Raw genomic sequence first — 16060 nt, forward strand, 5'->3', positions numbered from 1 at the left:
CAAAGCCGTACGGGCCTCGACACCATCGCGGGCTCCCCGACCCTGGCGACCTTCCTCGGCGAACGCACCCCGCTGGCCCCGCCGGCCGACCAAGACCTGCGCCTCGTCCCCCTGCGCGACCCGACCCCGGTCTACCCGCGCTCCCTCCTCTGGCGCACGGACAATCCGCATCCCGGCCTGGCGGCCCTGCGCGCCCACCTGCTGGCCGAGTTGGGCGAGGTGAGCCGGGAGTCGAGAGGAACTGTCGGGGCCGCCCGCTTCTCGGCCAGTGTCGTGCTTCCACGACCCGAGTAAAGGGCGCTCCGCGTCGCCTTCGGCGATCGGCCTCCGGCCGCCCCTTGACTCGGCTCGCTCCAGCACGGGCGAGAAGCGAGCGGGCGGCCGGGGGAGGAACGGGTGGCCAGGTTCGCCGGCCTCTCCTGTCGGCAGCGAGGCCGCTCGGCGACGGGGGCGCGCTCGCGCCTCGCCAGCACGCCGGGACGGCTCAGCGGCTATCGGCGGGTGGGTGGTTGGGCGGCGGGGCAGCCCGGGAGTGCGAATCGGAGCAGGTGGGCCATGGGCTTCTCCCGGAGCCCTGGTTTATGCGCCAGATCCTGGCCCGAACGCTCCACTTGCTCCTCCATGACCCCGAAGCGGCCTCGGCCCATGGCGAGAAGACGCCTTCGCCGGTCACCCTCAGCCGCTGAACTGGAGCGGCGTGCCCCACGCCGCTCCCGCGCGAACCGAACCCCGCACTCACGGATCGCCGCTGAGCCCACCCGGCGTGCTGGCGAGGCGCGACCGCGCCCCTCCCCGCCGGTCGGCTTCTCGACGGACGTGAGGGCCGACTGGCCTTGGCCCCCCGCTTTCCCCGGGCCGCTCGCTCGCTTCTCTCCCGTGCTGGAACGGCCTGGGTCAAGGGTGGCCCGCAGGGCCATCGCCGAAGGCGACGCGAAGCGCCCTTGAGGCAGGCCGTGGAAGCACGACACTGGCCAAGAAGCGGGCGGCCCCGACAGTTACTTGGTGACGTACGTGAGGAACGACGCCCAGGGGCTTGCGCCGAACACGAGTATCGGGCCGTCCGGCTGCTTGCTGTCGCGGACGGGGACGATATCGGGGTGGTTGTCGGCGACCTCGAGGCAGTTGTTGGCTCCCCCGTCGCTGTAGCTCGACTTGCGCCAGACCGCGGTAGTGAGATCGAGGGTGGGCTTCATGATCCGTGCTCCTCCAGTACGTCCCTGATGAACGTCAGTGAGTCCGACGGGGACAGCGCCAGATCCCTCAACTGATCGTAGGACAAACGGTGGTGCAGGACTTCCTCTGGATCGTCCATCAACAGGCCAAAGCTGTGGCCTTCTGTATAGGCCACGGCACTCCCGTCCTCTTGCCATAGAAGGGTCAAGGATCCCTTGCCCATGAGGTGGTGCACCCCTGCTGAGAAGGGCAGTACCTGGATGACGACGTTCGGCCACTGGGCGGCGGCCTCGATGTGCAGCAACTGGCTCTTCCAGGTGTCCGCGTTGGCGGAGGGGCGGCGCAAAGCTGACTCGTCGACGATGAAACGGGCACCGGGTGCCGGGTCCTTGAGGAGTAGGAGCTGGCGTCCCATGCGCGCGGCCACCTGTTCCTCGACTTCATCGCCGTTGCCAGCTGTTGCCTGAGGGCCAGACAACACCTCCCTGGCGAACTCCTCCGTCTGAAGCAGTCCTGGAACATCCGGTGTGTACACGTGCAGAAGACGCGCTGTCGCCTCCAGCCCCATGTACCTCTTGTACTTGTCCTTGAAGGCGTCGTACCGAGCGATCCTCCAATGACGAACCAGCAGGTCACCGCACCCGTAGTAGGTGTCCAGGTCTTCCATGACAGCCAGCTTGGACAGCCGCTCGCCTGACTCCAGGCGGCTCAAGTAGCTCTTGTCGTACCCGGTCTCGTCGGCCAACTGCCCCAGTGTCTTACCCGCGTGCTCCCTCAAGTACTTCAGCGTCCGCCCCAGGACAGCGCGGCCCGACTCCCCGTCTCCGTCAACCACTTCGCCCACGTCACCCCTCACCGTTGCCTGGAGCGCCAGGCAACACCTGGCCCCTTCCGCAGCGTACGGGCGACCAGTGACGATGAAGGCACGAACGGTAATCACCGCTCGTCACCCCCCCCGCCTGCCCTGAGAAGGGACGCTTCCGTGCGCCTGCGTATCGCTGAACTCTGCGAGTCGGTCCTGCTCCTCGTCGTGCGGAGTCTGCTGCCCGCCCGAGGGCGTCACCGAGCCACGGCGGCCCCACCTCAGCCGACACCCGCCGCCCGTCCCCTCGCCACGGAGGAACCCTTGGTGATCGACACCCCGCTCGTACGGCCGTACATGAACACCGTGGAGGTCTTCGCATGAGGCTCCTCCCCTGGACCGGCGCCGACGGTAAGCCCTGTTACCTCTCCACCGACAACCCCGACAGCCTCCTCTCGCGGCTCGCCGACGACGTCGAGGCCGCTCAGCTCGCCTCCGCCGAGCAGGTGCTCGTGGGTGCCAAGGCCGTGCTCGGGGACACCGAGGCCGGTGAACGCGCCGTGCGCTTCGCACTGGCAAGGGCGGTGGAGTCCCTGGGGGACGTGTTACGCGTCGCGGTCAGTCGTAGCCGTGCGGGCGATGGCCGATAAAGCAGGAGGCCGATAAAGCCGGATATGAAACCCGGCCAGCTGTCGATGTCCTGTCATACTCACCAGTACTGCAAACTCCTGCACCTGTTCTGGCATCTTCACCGCCGTAACAGAACCCCCACAGGAGTGAGCGACCCCCATGCGTCTCATTCGTAAGTCAACTCTCAGGAAATGCGGCGTCGTTGCCGCTTCCACCGCCCTCGCCGTGTCCGGTCTGCTGGTCGGCGCGGGGACCGCGACGGCCGGGCCCGCTGGGGCGACCAACATCCGGGGTGTCGACCCCGGTGACACCGACCGGATGATCGAGCGGCTCTGCAACCAGGAGACCAGCCTGACGGGCGTTTACGGCGCCCTCAACGTCGAGACCGGTGAGTTCAAGACCCAGGACGAATACCTGCGGGACGTCTTCGGGCTGTGGAAGCCCGCCGGGCCGTGGGAGCTGTTCCGCGGCTGGTGCGGGTACGCCGAGGCCTCGACCTGGTCCATCAAGGGCGACACCGTCCGCACGTCCCGGTGGATCGGCAACCAGGGCTCCGCCGACGACAAGGAGACCTTCGTCAGCAGCTACAGCACCAAGACGTTCGCCAAGAAGAGCGTCGGCGGGACCATCAGCCTCTCCCTCGCCAAGAGCATCTTCTCCGGCACCGTGGGCGGCAGTGCCGGCTACGAGTGGGGCTGGGAGAAGGAGTCCAAGTTCGAGACCCGGAGTGAAAAGACCATTCCGCCCTGCCGGCAGGTCGCCGTCACCTGGACGCCGTACCAGCGCGTGGTGCGCGTGAACCCCGTCTTCCACGTCGAGGACTACCAGTGGAACAAGGGCGACGGCGAGCACACCGTGCACAGCTGGCGTGACCGGGGATACCGGACCATCTACTCCCACGGGTACTACATCGACGGCGTCTCCGACAAGCTCCTCCCCAACGGCCAGCCCGACGGCCGCGAGGACAAGATCGAGGAGAAGCTCGACCCCAACTCCTGCGTGAAGTAAAAGACATACGCAGTAAGGAACATACGCACAGCACGGCAACCTTTCCGTGCGGGGCGGCGACCCACCCCCGGATCATCCCCCCGCACGGAACGGATTCGCCGCATGAGTGAGCTGCGCAGCAAGCCCCGGCACCGCAGAAGCCGCACGGCCCTGGCGGTCGGTGTGCCGCTGGCCCTGACCGCCGCCGGCACCCTCGCCTACGGCACCGACCTCGGCGTCCTCGGGTTCACCGCCCAGGAGGCCTCCGCCGCCGCCCCGTCCTGGGCCACCGACACCGCCGACGGGTTCGCCTCCGTCAACTCCCTCGGGCAGAACGGGACGTACGGCGGGCGCGGCGGCCAGATCGTCACCGTGAAGACGCTGGCCGAGCTGGAGAAGTACGCCACGGCCGCCGAGCCGTACGTCATCGTCGTCGCCGGCACGATCAACATGAACCCGGTCGGCAAAGAGATCAAGGTGCAGTCCGACAAGACCATCGTCGGGTCCGGGACCTCCGGGCACATCGTCGGCGGTGGGTTCTTCCTCGGCCAGGGCGTGCACAACGTGATCATCCGGAACCTGACCATCCGGGACTCGTACCAGGGTGTGTGGAACGACAAGGACCATGACTTCGACGCGATCCAGATGGACGGCGCGCATCACGTCTGGATCGATCACAACGATCTGCGGCACATGGCCGACGGGCTCATCGACGTCCGCAAGGACAGCACGAACGTCACCGTCTCCTGGAACAAGCTGAGCGACAACAACAAGACCTTCGGCATCGGCTGGACCGAGAACGTCAAGACGGACATCACGATCCACCACAACTGGATCCGCGAGACCGAGCAGCGCAACCCGTCCACCGACAACGCCGCCCACGCGCACCTCTACAACAACTTCCTGGAGGACGCCCCCGGCACGGACATCAAGTCGTCGTACGGCAACTACTCGCGCGGCGCGACGAAGATGGTCTTGGAGAACTCCCTCTTCCAGGGCGTCAAGAACCCCGTCATCAAGGACAGCGGCGCCGCCATCGTCCAGCGCGGGAACTCCTTCTCCGGCACCAGCGGGCGCAACGAGAGCGGCGGTACCGCCTTCGACCCGAAGACCTACTACCCGTACTCCCTCGACAAGGCCGCCGACCTTCCGTCGATCCTCAAGTCCGGTGCCGGGCCCCGCGCTTCCGTCGGGAAGACCGCCGCCGCCTCCACCAAGGCCGCCAAAGCGACCACTCTCACCGTGGCCAAGGACGGCAGCGGGCAGTACAAGACCGTGCAGGCCGCCGTGAACGCCGTACCGGCGAACAACCCGTCGCGGGTCGTCATCGCGGTCAAGCCGGGGACGTACCGGGAGCTCGTCAAGGTTCCGTCCAACAAGCCGCACGTCACCATCCAGGGCACCGGCGGCAGCCGCAAGGACACGACGATCGTCTACAACAACGCGTCCGGAACGCCCAAGCCCGGCGGCGGCACGTACGGCACGGGCGGCAGCGCCACCGTCGCCGTCGAGGCCGACGACTTCCAGGCGCGCAACCTGACCATCTCCAACGACTTCGACGAGAAGGCCAACCAGCAGCTCAGCGGGCATCAGGCCGTCGCGCTGCGGACCGCCGCCGACAAGGTGTTCCTGGACGGGATCATCGTCAGCGGCGACCAGGACACGCTGCTCCTCGACACCGCCGCCAAGGACCGGCTGGGCCGGGTCTACGTCAGCAACTCCTACGTCATCGGCAACGTCGACTTCATCTTCGGGCGGGCCACGGCCGTCGTCGACAGGTCCGTCATCACGCTGAAGAAGCGCTGGGACGGCACCTCGGCCGGCTACGTCACCGCCCCGAGCACCGCCGCCAACCGCAAGGGCATCCTGATCGCCAACTCGACCGTGAACGGTGACGTGTCGGGCGGCAGCTTCTACCTCGGGCGGCCCTGGCACGCCGGTGGTGACGCCTCGCTCGACCCGCAGACCACGGTCCGCAACACCAGCCTGAGTGCCGCGATCAAGTCCACGCCGTGGACCGACATGAGCGGCTTCTCGTGGAAGGACGACCGGTTCGCCGAGTACAAGAACACCGGCGCGGGCGCGGGTTCGGCCGGCTCCAACCGGCCGCACCTGACCGACGCGCAGGCCGCGAACCAGGAGGTCGCGGACTGGCTCGCGGGCTGGACGCCCTCGGCGTCCTGAAAGCTCCCTTCCGGGTCCGGCTGACGAGCGGCGCCGGACCCGGAAGGGCCACCATGCCTACTGGTTCCAGGCGTAGTGCAGCCGGTCCAGGCCGCTCTGGTTGTTCACCGTCAGGCTGAGGTTCGTGCCCGTGCCCTGGAGCGTGGTGAGGGAGTAGGTGTCACCGTTGCGCAGGCCGGGCCAGTAGACCGAGCCCAGGCCCAGCTCCCGGATGGTGTCGGTCGCGGCCTGGATGTACGCGACCTCGTTGGAGCCGTTGACCGGGCCGTTGTAGTCCAGGCCCGTCGTCATCGACGCGCCGAACTCGTCGAGGATCGTGCGCGAGGCGCAGTCGCCGATACGTGCCTTGAAGTCCTGCTTCCACTGGTCGACGCTGGTCCAGTCGGTGTGCCAGAACCCGTAGTTGTGCAGGGCGATGCGGGTGCCCTTGAGGCGCGGGTCGGCGCAGACCGGCTTGACGTCCTCGCTGTACTTGTACCCGCCGATCACCATCCGGTCGCGGGGCACGTTGCGGTGGGTGGTCACCCACTTCGCGGCGATGTCGGTCCACTCCTGGGCGGTGTAGCCGAACGGCTCGTTCATCGGCTCGAAGTACACCTTGGAGTTGCGGGCGTAGGCGGAGGTGATCCGCGTCCACATCTGGTTCCAGGACGCCTGGTTGTCGATCTTGCCGTCCTTGGCGTTGTCGGCCTCCCAGTACCCCAGGATGACCTTGAAGCCCTTGGCGGTGGCGGCGTCGATCGCGCCCCGGTACGACTTCCAGAACGGGCCGTTCACGGAGGAGGGGTTGACCGGGAGGCGGACGGTGTTGGCGCCCAGCTTGGAGAATCCGCCGATGATCGCCTTGGACTTGGCGTAGGTGGTGGCGTAGCTGTCGGAGGTGGACAGGCCCGAGGGCACGACCGCGTCGTCGGCGTAGTTGTCGCGCGGGTCCGCCCAGTTGACGCCCTTGAAGTCGCTGACGGGCGGCGGGGCGGTGGGGGAGGCGGCTGCCGGGGAGGCGAGTGCTCCGCCGAAGGCCGTGACGCAGGCGAGCAGCGCCCCCAGGCCGGCTGTCCCCCTATGAGTCTTTCGTGACACGACGTCCCCTTCTGAGCAGTACTTTCGAGCGAACCTCGCGTACAGATCGGCGGCTCGTTGGCTCCCGCAAACTAGAAGAGGACTCGAACAGAGGTCAACACATCTGCACACCAAATTTCATCAGGAACGCAGACCGCCCAACCCGCCGGGCTACGAACCCACGTTCAACTCCGAGCCCGACACCCGCACTCGGATGCCGTCCTCCTCCACCCGTACGTCGTCCAGCCGTACGTCCCCCTGCTCCGGCTTCGGCAGTTCGAACGCGAGCGCCAGCCGGTCGGCCAGGACCGGGCGGGTCAGGCCGGACAACTCGTCGAGGAGGTTGGGGTCGAGGCCGATGCGACGGAGCACCTGGGGGTTGTCCAGGGCCAGGTCGATGAGGTTGAGACGCTCGGCCTGGCGGGCGAACTTCGGGGAGCCGGTCAGCTCGGTGAGCTTGCCGTCGTCGGCCAGGGCCTCGCGCACGGTCGCCTCGGGGACGCCCATCCGCTGCACGATGGCCGGGACCGAGAGCAGCGCCTTGGCCTTGCGGGTCTCCCGGGAGAGGTCGGCGGCCCCCTTGGGCGTCAGATGCAGCCCCTCGGAGGCGCGGGTGCCGGGGCGGTAGGTGGCCAGGTTCCCGATGTCGAGCCGCATGCCGCCGATCTCCGTGGCGATGCCCCGCTCACCCTGCCGCTGGATCCGCGCCTCGGCGCGCAGCCGCAGGTCGTGCCCGGCGACGGGCAGGGTGCCATCGGCCCGCACGCGATCGCGGCCCTCGCCGGTGAACGTCACCTGGGAGGCGCCGAGTTCGCGGTTGAGGTCCTCGAAGGACAGCAGGACGTCCCCGTCGAACCGGGGTACCTGGGCGCCGCGTACGGACGTGAGGCCGTCGGCGTCCAGCCGGATGTCGTGTGCCGTGGCTGACACCTTCGCCAGGGAGACCCGGTCGGCGGCGACGTCCGGGACGGTCACCTTCACCGATTCCAGCCGCTTGTCGGCGAGTTGGGTGAGGAAGGGGAACCCGCCGATCTCCACCTCGGGCGCGGCCGCGAGGTCGAGCCGGTCCTTGAGGGTGTCGGCGGCCCGGTGCTCGGCGTACAGCACGGCCCAGCGGTCGCCGAGGGCGAGGAAGGCGGCGAGCACGACCAGGCCGACCACCGCCTTCACCGCGAGCGGCAGCCCGGCGAAACGATTCCGCCGACGCCTGCCGCCACGCCGGTGGTCGGGCGGCGACCACTCCCGTTCCGCCTCGTCCCGCTGCTCGGCCTCCGCGCCGAGGAAGTCCTCCAGAGGGGTCTCCTCCAGCGGGCCGTCGTCGAGTGCGCCGAGTTCCTCGTAGGGGTTGCGGGGCTGCTCGTGGAGGCTGCGGGGCTGTTCGGAGGGGTCGTGGGGGTGCTGGGTGCGGTCGTGGGGCGGGTCTTGCATGTCCATGCGGTGGGGGGTGCGCATCGTCTCATCCGACCATGCGCACCGCCCCTGGCCGCAACTTGAATCCCCTGTATGCGATTTACTTCACGATCGCGATACGGTCCGCCTTCGGCGGGGCCAGCGGGTTCGCGGCCGAGGAGTTGGCCGTGAGGTACTGCTCCAGCGCGGTCAGGTCGTCGGCGCCGACGACGTCGTTCGTGCCCTGGCCGAGCGTGGGGAAGCCGTCGCCGCCGCCCGCGAGGAAGCTGTTCGTCGCGACGCGGTAGGTGGCCGCCGGGTCGATGGCCTTGCCGTCCAGCTTGATCGAGTCGGTGACGACCCGGTCGGCGCCGGACTTGGTGAGGTCCAGCGTGTAGGTGAGGCCGGACGACACCTGGAGGACCTTGGGCGCCGCCGCGTTCGGGCCGGTCACCTGCTCCTTGAGCACCTGGATCAGCTGGGCGCCCGTGAAGTCCTGGAGGTTCACGGTGTTCGCGAACGGCTGGACCGTGAAGCCCTCGGCGTACGTCACGACACCGTCGCCCTCGGTCCCCTTGGCCGCGTAGGTGAGGCCCGGGCCCCGGATTCCGCCCGGGTTCATCAGCGCGAGGTCCGTCTCCGGGTCGAGCACTTTGCCGTACGCGAGTTGCGCGTCGGCGATGAGGTCGCCCATCGGGGACTCGGTGCCGGTGCTGGATATGTCGGCGGAGATGTGTCCGATCGGGCGGTTGCCGATGGGCGCCGCGAGGTCGTTCCACTTGACGATCAGATCGGTCATGTCGCTCGCCGGGCGGACGGTCCGGGTGACCACGTGGTTCGCGGACGCCACGGCCGTACGGGCGATGTCACCCGTCCAACGGTCGTACGTCAGCGTGGTGTCCGTGTACAGCCGGCCGAAGGACGCGGCCGAGGTGACCATACGCGGGTTGCCCGCCGGGTCGTTGATGGTGCACGCGTACGCGGCGTGGGTGTGGCCGGTGACCAGCGCGTCCACCTGCGGGGTGATGTTCTTGGCGATGTCGACGATCGGGCCGGATATGCCGTCACCGGCGCCCGGGGCGTCACAGTCGTAGTTGTACGACGTCGACGCCGGGAAGCCGCCCTCGTGGATGAGCGCGACGATCGACTTCACGCCCTGCCGCTGGAGCACCTTGGCGTACTTGTTGATCGTCTCGACCTCGTCCTTGAAGGAGAGGCCCTTGACGCCCTCGGCGGAGACGACGCCCGGGGTGTCCTCCAGGGTCACGCCGATGAAGCCGACCTTGACGTCCTTCTTCTTCCACACCCAGTAGGGCTTGAGGATCGGCTTCTTCGTCTTCTCGTCGAGGACGTTGGCGGCCAGGTAGGGGAAGTCGGCCCCCTGGAATTCCTGGGCCGTGTAGCAGCCGTCCTTGGGGTGGCAGCCGCCGTTCTGGAGGCGGGTCAGCTCCTCGGCGCCCTCGTCGAACTCGTGGTTGCCGACGGAGGTGACGTCGAGGTCCAGCTTGTTCAGCGCCTCGATGGTCGGCTCGTCGTGGAAGAGGCCGGAGATGAGCGGGGAGGCGCCGACCATGTCGCCGCCGGCCGCCGTGATGGAGTATTTCTCGCCCTCGCGGGCCTGACGCAGATGGGTGGCGAGGTACTCGACACCGCCCGCGTGGATGGGCTCCGTCGTGCCGTCGGTGACCCGGCCGGAGGAGCCGGTGGGCGGCTCCAGGTTGCCGTGCAGGTCGTTGAAGGACAGCAGCTGGACGTCCTGGTAGCGGCCCGGCCAGTGGCCGCCCCCGCCGTGGTTCTCTCCGGCCGACGCCGCCCCGGGCACCGTCGCCGCGGCCAGCGCGCCGACGGTGGCGACACCGGCGGCGAGAGCGACGAGACGGTTCGTACGACGTCTGCGGCGCTCCTGGTGCGCCGGTGCCGGTGAAGTGGCTGGCATACGCCCCCCTGTGGGTCTGCTGGGACAGTGATGTCGTCCGGCGCAGCCTAGAGTCAACGCGCGTAGCGCGACAGAGTTTTCGTGGTCACATCCTGGTTGCTCTTGCCGCCGATTTCCCGGCAGTCCCCCGTACCCTCGTACGCATGACCAGCGACGACACCGCACGGCCCGGACGCACCCGCTCGATCGACACATATGCCGCGCTCTCCCCGGAGCAGACCGAGGCCGTCCTCACCCTGCTCGCCGACGCCGCCGGCACCGACGGGCAGCAGGCCGTCTCCGAACAGGGCCGGTTGCAGTTGCGCGGCGGGGAACGCGCGGGCATCGTCCATCTGCTGCTCACCGTCGACGGCGAACTCGTCGGGTACGCCCAACTGGAGGACACCGACCCGGTGGAGCCGCCGGCCGCCGAGCTGGTCGTGCACCCCGGGCACCGGGGCCAGGGGCACGGGCGGGCGCTGGGCTCCGCGCTGCTGGCCGCGTCCGGCAAGCGGCTGCGGGTCTGGGCGCACGGCGGCCACTCCGCCGCCCGGCACCTCGCGCAGGTCCTCGGCCTGACCCTGTTCCGCGAACTGCGGCAGATGCGGCGTCCGTTGACCGGCTTCGACGCGCCCGAGCCGGTCCTCCCCGAGGGCGTCACCGTCCGCACCTTCGTCCCCGGCCGGGACGACGAGGCCTGGCTCGCCGTCAACGCCGCCGCCTTCGCCCACCACCCCGAGCAGGGCTCCCTCACCCAGCGGGACCTCGACGACCGCAAGGCCGAGCCGTGGTTCGATCCGGCGGGGTTCTTCCTCGCCTTCCGCGGCGACGAACTCATCGGCTTCCACTGGACCAAGGTCCACGCCGAGGAGGGCCTGGGCGAGGTGTACGTCCTCGGCGTCGCCCCCGGCGCCCAGGGCGGCGGCCTCGGCAAGTCCCTGACGACGATCGGCCTGCGGTACCTGGCGGACCGGGGACTGCCGACCGCGATGCTGTACGTCGACGCCGACAACAAGGCGGCGGTGTCGGTGTACGAGCGGCTGGGGTTCGTGACGCACGAGGTGGATCTGATGTACCGCACGGAGACGTGACCGCGCTGGTTGCGGCTGTGCCCCGTCGAGCGTGCTGACCTGTTCGTGCTATTCGGCGGCGAAGGCCGGACTGTCCGGCGGCGGTACGGCCGCCCCCGGCAGTCGTACCGTCGCCACCGCGCCGCCCCCCTCCGCCGGGGACAGCGCCACCTCGCCGCCCGCCTGCTGCACCGTGCGGGCCACGATCGACAGGCCGAGGCCCGAGCCGGGCAGGGCTCGCGCGCTCGGGGAGCGCCAGAAGCGGTCGAAGACGTGGGGGAGTTCGTCGGCGGGGATGCCCGGGCCGTGGTCGCGGACCGTCAGGGCGCCCTCGGACAGGCGTACCTCGATCGTGCCGCCCTCAGGGCTGAACTTCACCGCGTTGTCCAGGACGTTGACCACCGCCCGTTCCAGGGCGGAGGGTTCCGCCCGGACGTACCACGGCTGGACGTCCGCCGTGATCGTCAGTTCCGGGCCGCGCAGCCGCGCTCGCCGCAGCGCCGAGTCGACGATGTCGTGCCAGGCGATGATCTGCGTCCGGCCCGCGTGCTGGCCGGTGTCCGGCCGGGACAGCTCCTGCAGGTCGCCGATGAGCGCGGCCAGCTCCGTCATCTGCGCCTTCACCGACGCGAGGAGCGCCTTGCGGTCAGCCTCGGGGAGGGGACGGCCCGTGTCCTCGCTGCGGGTGAGGAGCTCGATGTTGGTGCGCAGGGAGGTGAGCGGCGTACGGAGTTCGTGACCGGCGTCGGCGATGAGCTGTTGCTGGAGGTCGCGGGAGCTGGCCAGCGCGGAGGTCATCGAGTTGAACGAGTGGGACAGCCGGGCCACCTCGTCCTCGCTGTCCTGGTCCACCGGGATGCGGATGCCCAGGTCCTCCGTGCGGGCCACGTGCTCGACGGCTTCCGTGAGTTTGTCGACCGGGCGCAGACCCGCCCGGGCCACCGCGAGGCCGGCCGCTCCGGCACCCACCACACCCACGCCCGACACCAGCAGCAGGATCAGCGCCAGTTCGTTGAGCGTGGACTCCGTGCCCTTGAGAGGGACCGCGATGACCAGCGCGTAGTCGGCGACCACGCCCTGCTGGAACGGGCCGTCCTTCACGACGACCGCCGTGGTCAGCACCCGCACCGAGTTGCCGTCGCTGTCCGTGCCGTTGCGCAGCCGGGCCGTCCTGGGATCGGGGTCCTTCGCGACGGCCTTGTCGCCGCCCGTGACCTTCACCTGGGGCATCAGACTGCTGAACAGGCAGACCTTGCCGTCGGCCCTGACGACTTGCGCGTAGGTCTGCGGCCGGGGAGCCCCGCCGAGCGTGTTCGAAGGCTTCTGCGGGCACGTCTTCGTCAGCGCGTCGAAATCGTCGGCCTCGATGGTCCGGAAGGACGACCTCAGGTCGCCGTCCACCTGGTCGTACAGCTTCCCCTGCACGATGAACCAGCACGTCACCGACACCGCCGCCACCGCGAACGCCACCGCCGCCGCCACCAGCAGCGCCAGCCGGGACCGGATCGGCAGCGAGCGGAACCGGCGTACGACCTTGTTCACTCCGCGCCGCCCTGCCGCAACACGTAGCCCACACCCCGCACCGTGTGCACGAGGCGCGGCTCGCCGCCCGCCTCGGTCTTGCGGCGCAGGTACATCACGTACACGTCGAGGGAGTTCGACGACGGCTCGAAGTCGAAGCCCCAGACCGCCTTGAGGATCTGCTCCCGGGTGAGGACCTGGCGCGGGTGCGCCATGAACATCTCCAGCAGCGTGAACTCCGTACGGGTCAGCTCCACCTGGCGGCCGCCCCGCGTGACCTCGCGCGTCGCGAGGTCCATGCGCAGGTCGGCGAAGGCGAGGACGTCCTCGTCGTCCGGCGAGCCCGCGCCGACGGCCGCCGCGTAGGAGCTGCGGCGCAGCAGCGCGCGGATGCGGGCGAAGAGTTCGTCCAGTTCGAAGGGCTTGACCAGGTAGTCGTCGGCGCCCGCGTCGAGGCCCGTGACCCGGTCGCCGACCGTGTCGCGGGCCGTGAGCATGAGGATCGGGGTCGTGTCGCCGGTGGCGCGGATGCGGCGCGCCGCCGTCAGACCGTCCATGCGGGGCATCTGGATGTCCAGGACGACCAGGTCGGGCCGGTACGCCGCCGCCTTCTCCAGCGCGTCCGCGCCGTCGACCGCGACCTCGGTCCCGTACCCCTCGAAGGCGAGGCTGCGCTGGAGTGCTTCGCGTACCGCCGGCTCGTCGTCGACGATCAGGATGCGCTGGGGGTCACGGTCGCCGTCTGCGGGGCTCATGGGTCGGGGTCCTCGGGTGTGGTGTGGTGGGGCGGGACGGGGTGTCGCTGACGCTCTCAGCCTCGCACGTCGGCGGGCCGGGCCGGGAGCAGGATCAGCCCCCGGATCAGCCCCGGATCAGCCCCGCACCTTGCGGCGCCGGGCGGCGGCGGCTCGGCGGGCGGCGGCCTTGCGGGCGGGCCGGGCCTTGGCCGTCGCCACCTCGGGGGCTCGCGACCCCGACCCCGACGCCGACGCCGTCGCCGGTGCGTGCAGCTCGTGCGCCACCGCCAGTGCCAGCGCGAACCCCGCCGGGTCGGCCCCCGGCACCGTGTGCGGAACCTGCTGGATCATCGCCGTACTCCTCGCATCCGGTGGAACTCAGTCGGTGGCGCCGGCCCGCAGCTTGGCGAGGTCGGCCTTGACGGTGTTGACCGGTATGGCGAAGCCCAGGCCGACACTGCCCGCGTCGGAGGACGAGGAGGCGCTGCCCGCCGGCGAGTACATCGCGGAGTTGATCCCGATGATGTTGCCGTTCATGTCGATCAGCGCACCGCCGGAGTTGCCCGGGTTGAGGGACGCGTCGGTCTGGAGCGCCTTGTACGTCGTGGTGTCCGAGCCGGTGTCGCCGTTGAACTGCCGCCCGCCGAACTCGAACGGCCACCCGTCGCCCTGCTGGGGCTGCTGGCCCTGGTCCTGGTCGGTCGGGACGGTGACGTCACGGTCGAGGGCGGAGATGATGCCGCTGGTGACCGTGCCGGACAGGCCCTCGGGGGAGCCGATCGCCACGACCTGGTCGCCGACCTGCAGGCCGGAGGAGTCGCCGAGCGTCGCCGCCTTCATGCCGGAGGCGTTCTCCAGCTTGATCAGCGCCAGGTCCTTCTTGCTGTCGGTGCCGACCACCTTGGCGGAGTAGGACTTGCCGTCGTTGGTCGTCACCTTGATCTGCGAGGCACCGGCGACGACGTGGTTGTTGGTGACGATCTCGCCGTCGCTCGTGATGATCACGCCGGAGCCGGTGGCGGAACCGGCATTGGAGTCGGCGCTGATCTCGACGATGCTGGGGCTGACCGCCTTGGCGACGCCGGCGACCGTGCCCTTCTGGGCGGACGGCACCACGTTGGTGCTGGTGGAGCTGGAGGCGACGGTGTCGTTGCCCGTCAGCTCCTGGATGCCGTAGGCGGTGCCGCCGCCGATCGCCGCGGCGACGATGGCCACGGCGGCGAGCAGGGCGACCGGGCCACGCTTGCGCTTCTTGGGAGCGGGTGCCGGGGCGTACGCCGGCGGAGGCGGCCACTCGGGGTTCACCGGGGCCTGCTGCTGACCCTCGTAAGGGTTCTCGTACTCGCCACTGCGGTGGAAGCTCTCGGTCATGTCTCAGAGCTTGGAGCCCGACCATGAGAGCTTCCTGAGCGCATGCTGAGAAGCCCGACAGAACCTCGTATGCCCGATATAAAGGCGCCCCGGGCCAGGGTCAGCCGCAGCCGCAGGAGTGCCGTACCACCAGCCGCGAGGGGAACACCTTCAGCCGCTCCCGGCGGGTCCCCGCCACGCGCAGCCCGTCGTCGAGGACGAGGTCCACCGCCGCGCGGGCCATCGCCGAACGGTCGGAGGCGATCGTCGTCAGGGGCGGGTCGGTCAGCGCCGCTTCCTTGATGTCGTCGAAGCCGGCCACCGCCAGCTCCCCGGGCACGTCGATCCGCAGTTCGCGCGCGGCCCGCAGCAGGCCGATCGCCTGGTCGTCCGTGGAGCAGAAGATCGCGGGCGGGCGCTCGGGACCGGAGAGGATCTTCAGGGCTGCCTGGTAGGCGTCGTAGCGGTTGTAGAGGGCCTCGAAGAGGCGGCCCTCCGTGGAGATCCCGGCCTCGTCCATCGCGCGCCGCCAGCCCTCGACGTGGTCGGAGACCGGGTCGCCGACCGCCGGGGTCTCGGCTATGCCACCCATACAGGCGACGTACTCGTAGCCGTGCTCCAGCAGGTGGCGGACGGCGAGCTGGGCGCCGCCCAGGTCGTCCGTGACGACGGCGACGTCGTCGATGGCCTCGGGCCGCTCGTGCAGCAGCACGACCCGGGCGTCCCAGGCCTCGATCTCGGCGGCGGCCAGGTCGTTGAGCGCGTGGCTGACGAGGATCAGGCCCGAGACCCGCATCCCCAGGAAGGCCCGCAGGTAGTGGACCTCGCGCTCACCCACGTAGTCCGTGTTGCCGACGAGCACCATCTTTCCGCGCTCGGAGGCGGCCTGCTCGACCGCGTGCGCCATCTCCCCGAAGAAGGGCTGGCGCGCGTCCGGGATGATCAGGCCTATGAGGTCCGTACGCCGGGACGCCATCGCCTGGGCGACGCGGTCGGGCCGGTACCCCAGTTCCTTGATCGCGGCGAGGACACGCTCGCGCGTGGCCGGGGCGACCGGCCGGGGTCCGTTGTTGATGACATAGCTGACCACGGCAGTGGAAGTCCCTGCCAGCCGCGCCACATCATCCCGAGTCACCTTGGCCACGCGCGGAGTCTACGCGGATATACCCGCTCTGGGCAGGGCGTAAAGGAGCTTCCGTACGATATCCCGACCGCCGTCCGGGGGACGCCGGCGCGTTCCGTG

The 16060-nt window shown here is 69.7% G+C and carries 15 protein-coding genes and 1 pseudogene; 6 read left to right on the forward strand and 10 right to left on the reverse strand.

Annotation, left to right across the window (positions count from 1 at the left end):
• Positions 1-15: 15 nt before the first annotated feature.
• Positions 16-294, forward strand: a pseudogene (locus ACZ3I3_RS29210) (hypothetical protein); the annotation flags it as partial.
• Positions 295-995: 701 nt separating this feature from the next.
• Here ACZ3I3_RS29210 and ACZ3I3_RS29215 read toward each other — a convergent pair.
• Complete coding sequence (locus ACZ3I3_RS29215; RefSeq protein WP_467369980.1) at positions 996-1193, reverse strand: DUF397 domain-containing protein; 198 nt, start codon at positions 1191-1193, stop codon at positions 996-998.
• Positions 1190-2017: a helix-turn-helix domain-containing protein gene (locus ACZ3I3_RS29220; protein ID WP_467370163.1), complete on the reverse strand. Its 828-nt coding sequence runs from the start codon at positions 2015-2017 to the stop codon at positions 1190-1192. Before ACZ3I3_RS29220 ends, ACZ3I3_RS29215 begins: the two co-directional genes overlap by 4 nt.
• Positions 2018-2155: 138 nt before the next feature.
• On the opposite strand from ACZ3I3_RS29220, the gene ACZ3I3_RS29225 reads away from it, so the two are divergent.
• The 4 genes from ACZ3I3_RS29225 (at position 2156) to ACZ3I3_RS29240 (ending at position 5776) form a co-directional block, all read left to right on the forward strand.
• On the forward strand, positions 2156-2359 hold the full coding sequence (locus ACZ3I3_RS29225) for a hypothetical protein (protein ID WP_467369982.1): 204 nt from the start codon (positions 2156-2158) through the stop codon (positions 2357-2359).
• Positions 2356-2625, forward strand: a complete 270-nt coding sequence (locus ACZ3I3_RS29230; protein WP_467369983.1) for a hypothetical protein — start codon at positions 2356-2358, stop codon at positions 2623-2625. Before ACZ3I3_RS29225 ends, ACZ3I3_RS29230 begins: the two co-directional genes overlap by 4 nt.
• Before the next feature lie 139 nt (positions 2626-2764).
• Positions 2765-3613: a hypothetical protein gene (locus tag ACZ3I3_RS29235; RefSeq protein ID WP_467369985.1), complete on the forward strand. Its 849-nt coding sequence runs from the start codon at positions 2765-2767 to the stop codon at positions 3611-3613.
• Between the two features lie 102 nt (positions 3614-3715).
• Complete coding sequence (locus ACZ3I3_RS29240; RefSeq protein WP_467369987.1) at positions 3716-5776, forward strand: pectinesterase family protein; 2061 nt, start codon at positions 3716-3718, stop codon at positions 5774-5776.
• A gap of 57 nt (positions 5777-5833) precedes the next feature.
• Here the strand turns inward: ACZ3I3_RS29240 and ACZ3I3_RS29245 are convergent, their stop codons facing one another.
• From ACZ3I3_RS29245 to ACZ3I3_RS29255, 3 genes are all read right to left on the reverse strand, one after another.
• Positions 5834-6856 (reverse strand): glycoside hydrolase family 5 protein, encoded by a 1023-nt coding sequence (locus ACZ3I3_RS29245; protein WP_467369989.1) that lies wholly within the window; start codon positions 6854-6856, stop codon positions 5834-5836.
• 150 nt (positions 6857-7006) lie between these two features.
• Positions 7007-8287, reverse strand: coding sequence for an LmeA family phospholipid-binding protein (locus tag ACZ3I3_RS29250; RefSeq protein ID WP_467369991.1), 1281 nt, complete (start codon positions 8285-8287; stop codon positions 7007-7009).
• A 58-nt stretch (positions 8288-8345) separates the two neighbouring features.
• The gene (locus tag ACZ3I3_RS29255) at positions 8346-10160 is read right to left on the reverse strand and encodes a bifunctional metallophosphatase/5'-nucleotidase (RefSeq protein ID WP_467369993.1); all 1815 of its coding nucleotides are present in this window, start codon (positions 10158-10160) and stop codon (positions 8346-8348) included.
• Between the two features lie 143 nt (positions 10161-10303).
• Between ACZ3I3_RS29255 and mshD the strand changes: the two genes are divergently transcribed.
• The gene (gene mshD / locus ACZ3I3_RS29260) at positions 10304-11230 is read left to right on the forward strand and encodes a mycothiol synthase (protein WP_467369995.1); all 927 of its coding nucleotides are present in this window, start codon (positions 10304-10306) and stop codon (positions 11228-11230) included.
• 48 nt (positions 11231-11278) lie between these two features.
• Here the strand turns inward: mshD and ACZ3I3_RS29265 are convergent, their stop codons facing one another.
• The 5 genes from ACZ3I3_RS29265 to ACZ3I3_RS29285 form a co-directional block, all read right to left on the reverse strand.
• A complete protein-coding gene (locus tag ACZ3I3_RS29265; protein WP_467369997.1) occupies positions 11279-12751 on the reverse strand; it encodes a HAMP domain-containing sensor histidine kinase in 1473 nt (490 codons plus the stop codon).
• Entirely contained in the window at positions 12748-13485 is a 738-nt protein-coding gene (locus tag ACZ3I3_RS29270; RefSeq protein ID WP_467369999.1) for a response regulator transcription factor, read from the reverse strand. Before ACZ3I3_RS29270 ends, ACZ3I3_RS29265 begins: the two co-directional genes overlap by 4 nt.
• A gap of 117 nt (positions 13486-13602) precedes the next feature.
• Positions 13603-13818 carry a hypothetical protein gene (locus ACZ3I3_RS29275; protein WP_467370001.1) on the reverse strand — a complete coding sequence of 72 codons (216 nt, stop codon included), beginning with the start codon at positions 13816-13818 and terminating at the stop codon, positions 13603-13605.
• Between the two features lie 27 nt (positions 13819-13845).
• Positions 13846-14838, reverse strand: coding sequence for a S1C family serine protease (locus ACZ3I3_RS29280; RefSeq protein ID WP_467370003.1), 993 nt, complete (start codon positions 14836-14838; stop codon positions 13846-13848).
• 100 nt (positions 14839-14938) lie between these two features.
• Positions 14939-15961, reverse strand: coding sequence for a LacI family DNA-binding transcriptional regulator (locus ACZ3I3_RS29285; RefSeq protein WP_467370005.1), 1023 nt, complete (start codon positions 15959-15961; stop codon positions 14939-14941).
• Positions 15962-16060: the final 99 nt, after the last annotated feature.

Source organism: Streptomyces sp. NPDC016851, assembly GCF_055562795.1.

Bases quoted from the DNA above. Each gene is read 5' to 3' on its own strand.
- ACZ3I3_RS29250 (WP_467369991.1), bottom strand. From the start codon at position 8,287: ATGCGCACCCCCCACCGCATGGACATGCAAGACCCGCCCCACGACCGC.
- ACZ3I3_RS29270 (WP_467369999.1), bottom strand. From the start codon at position 13,485: ATGAGCCCCGCAGACGGCGACCGTGACCCCCAGCGCATCCTGATCGTC.
- ACZ3I3_RS29230 (WP_467369983.1), top strand. From the start codon at position 2,356: ATGAGGCTCCTCCCCTGGACCGGCGCCGACGGTAAGCCCTGTTACCTC.
- ACZ3I3_RS29235 (WP_467369985.1), top strand. From the start codon at position 2,765: ATGCGTCTCATTCGTAAGTCAACTCTCAGGAAATGCGGCGTCGTTGCC.
- ACZ3I3_RS29215 (WP_467369980.1), bottom strand. From the start codon at position 1,193: ATGAAGCCCACCCTCGATCTCACTACCGCGGTCTGGCGCAAGTCGAGC.
- ACZ3I3_RS29240 (WP_467369987.1), top strand. From the start codon at position 3,716: ATGAGTGAGCTGCGCAGCAAGCCCCGGCACCGCAGAAGCCGCACGGCC.
- ACZ3I3_RS29255 (WP_467369993.1), bottom strand. From the start codon at position 10,160: ATGCCAGCCACTTCACCGGCACCGGCGCACCAGGAGCGCCGCAGACGT.
- ACZ3I3_RS29280 (WP_467370003.1), bottom strand. From the start codon at position 14,838: ATGACCGAGAGCTTCCACCGCAGTGGCGAGTACGAGAACCCTTACGAG.
- ACZ3I3_RS29275 (WP_467370001.1), bottom strand. From the start codon at position 13,818: ATGATCCAGCAGGTTCCGCACACGGTGCCGGGGGCCGACCCGGCGGGG.
- mshD (WP_467369995.1), top strand. From the start codon at position 10,304: ATGACCAGCGACGACACCGCACGGCCCGGACGCACCCGCTCGATCGAC.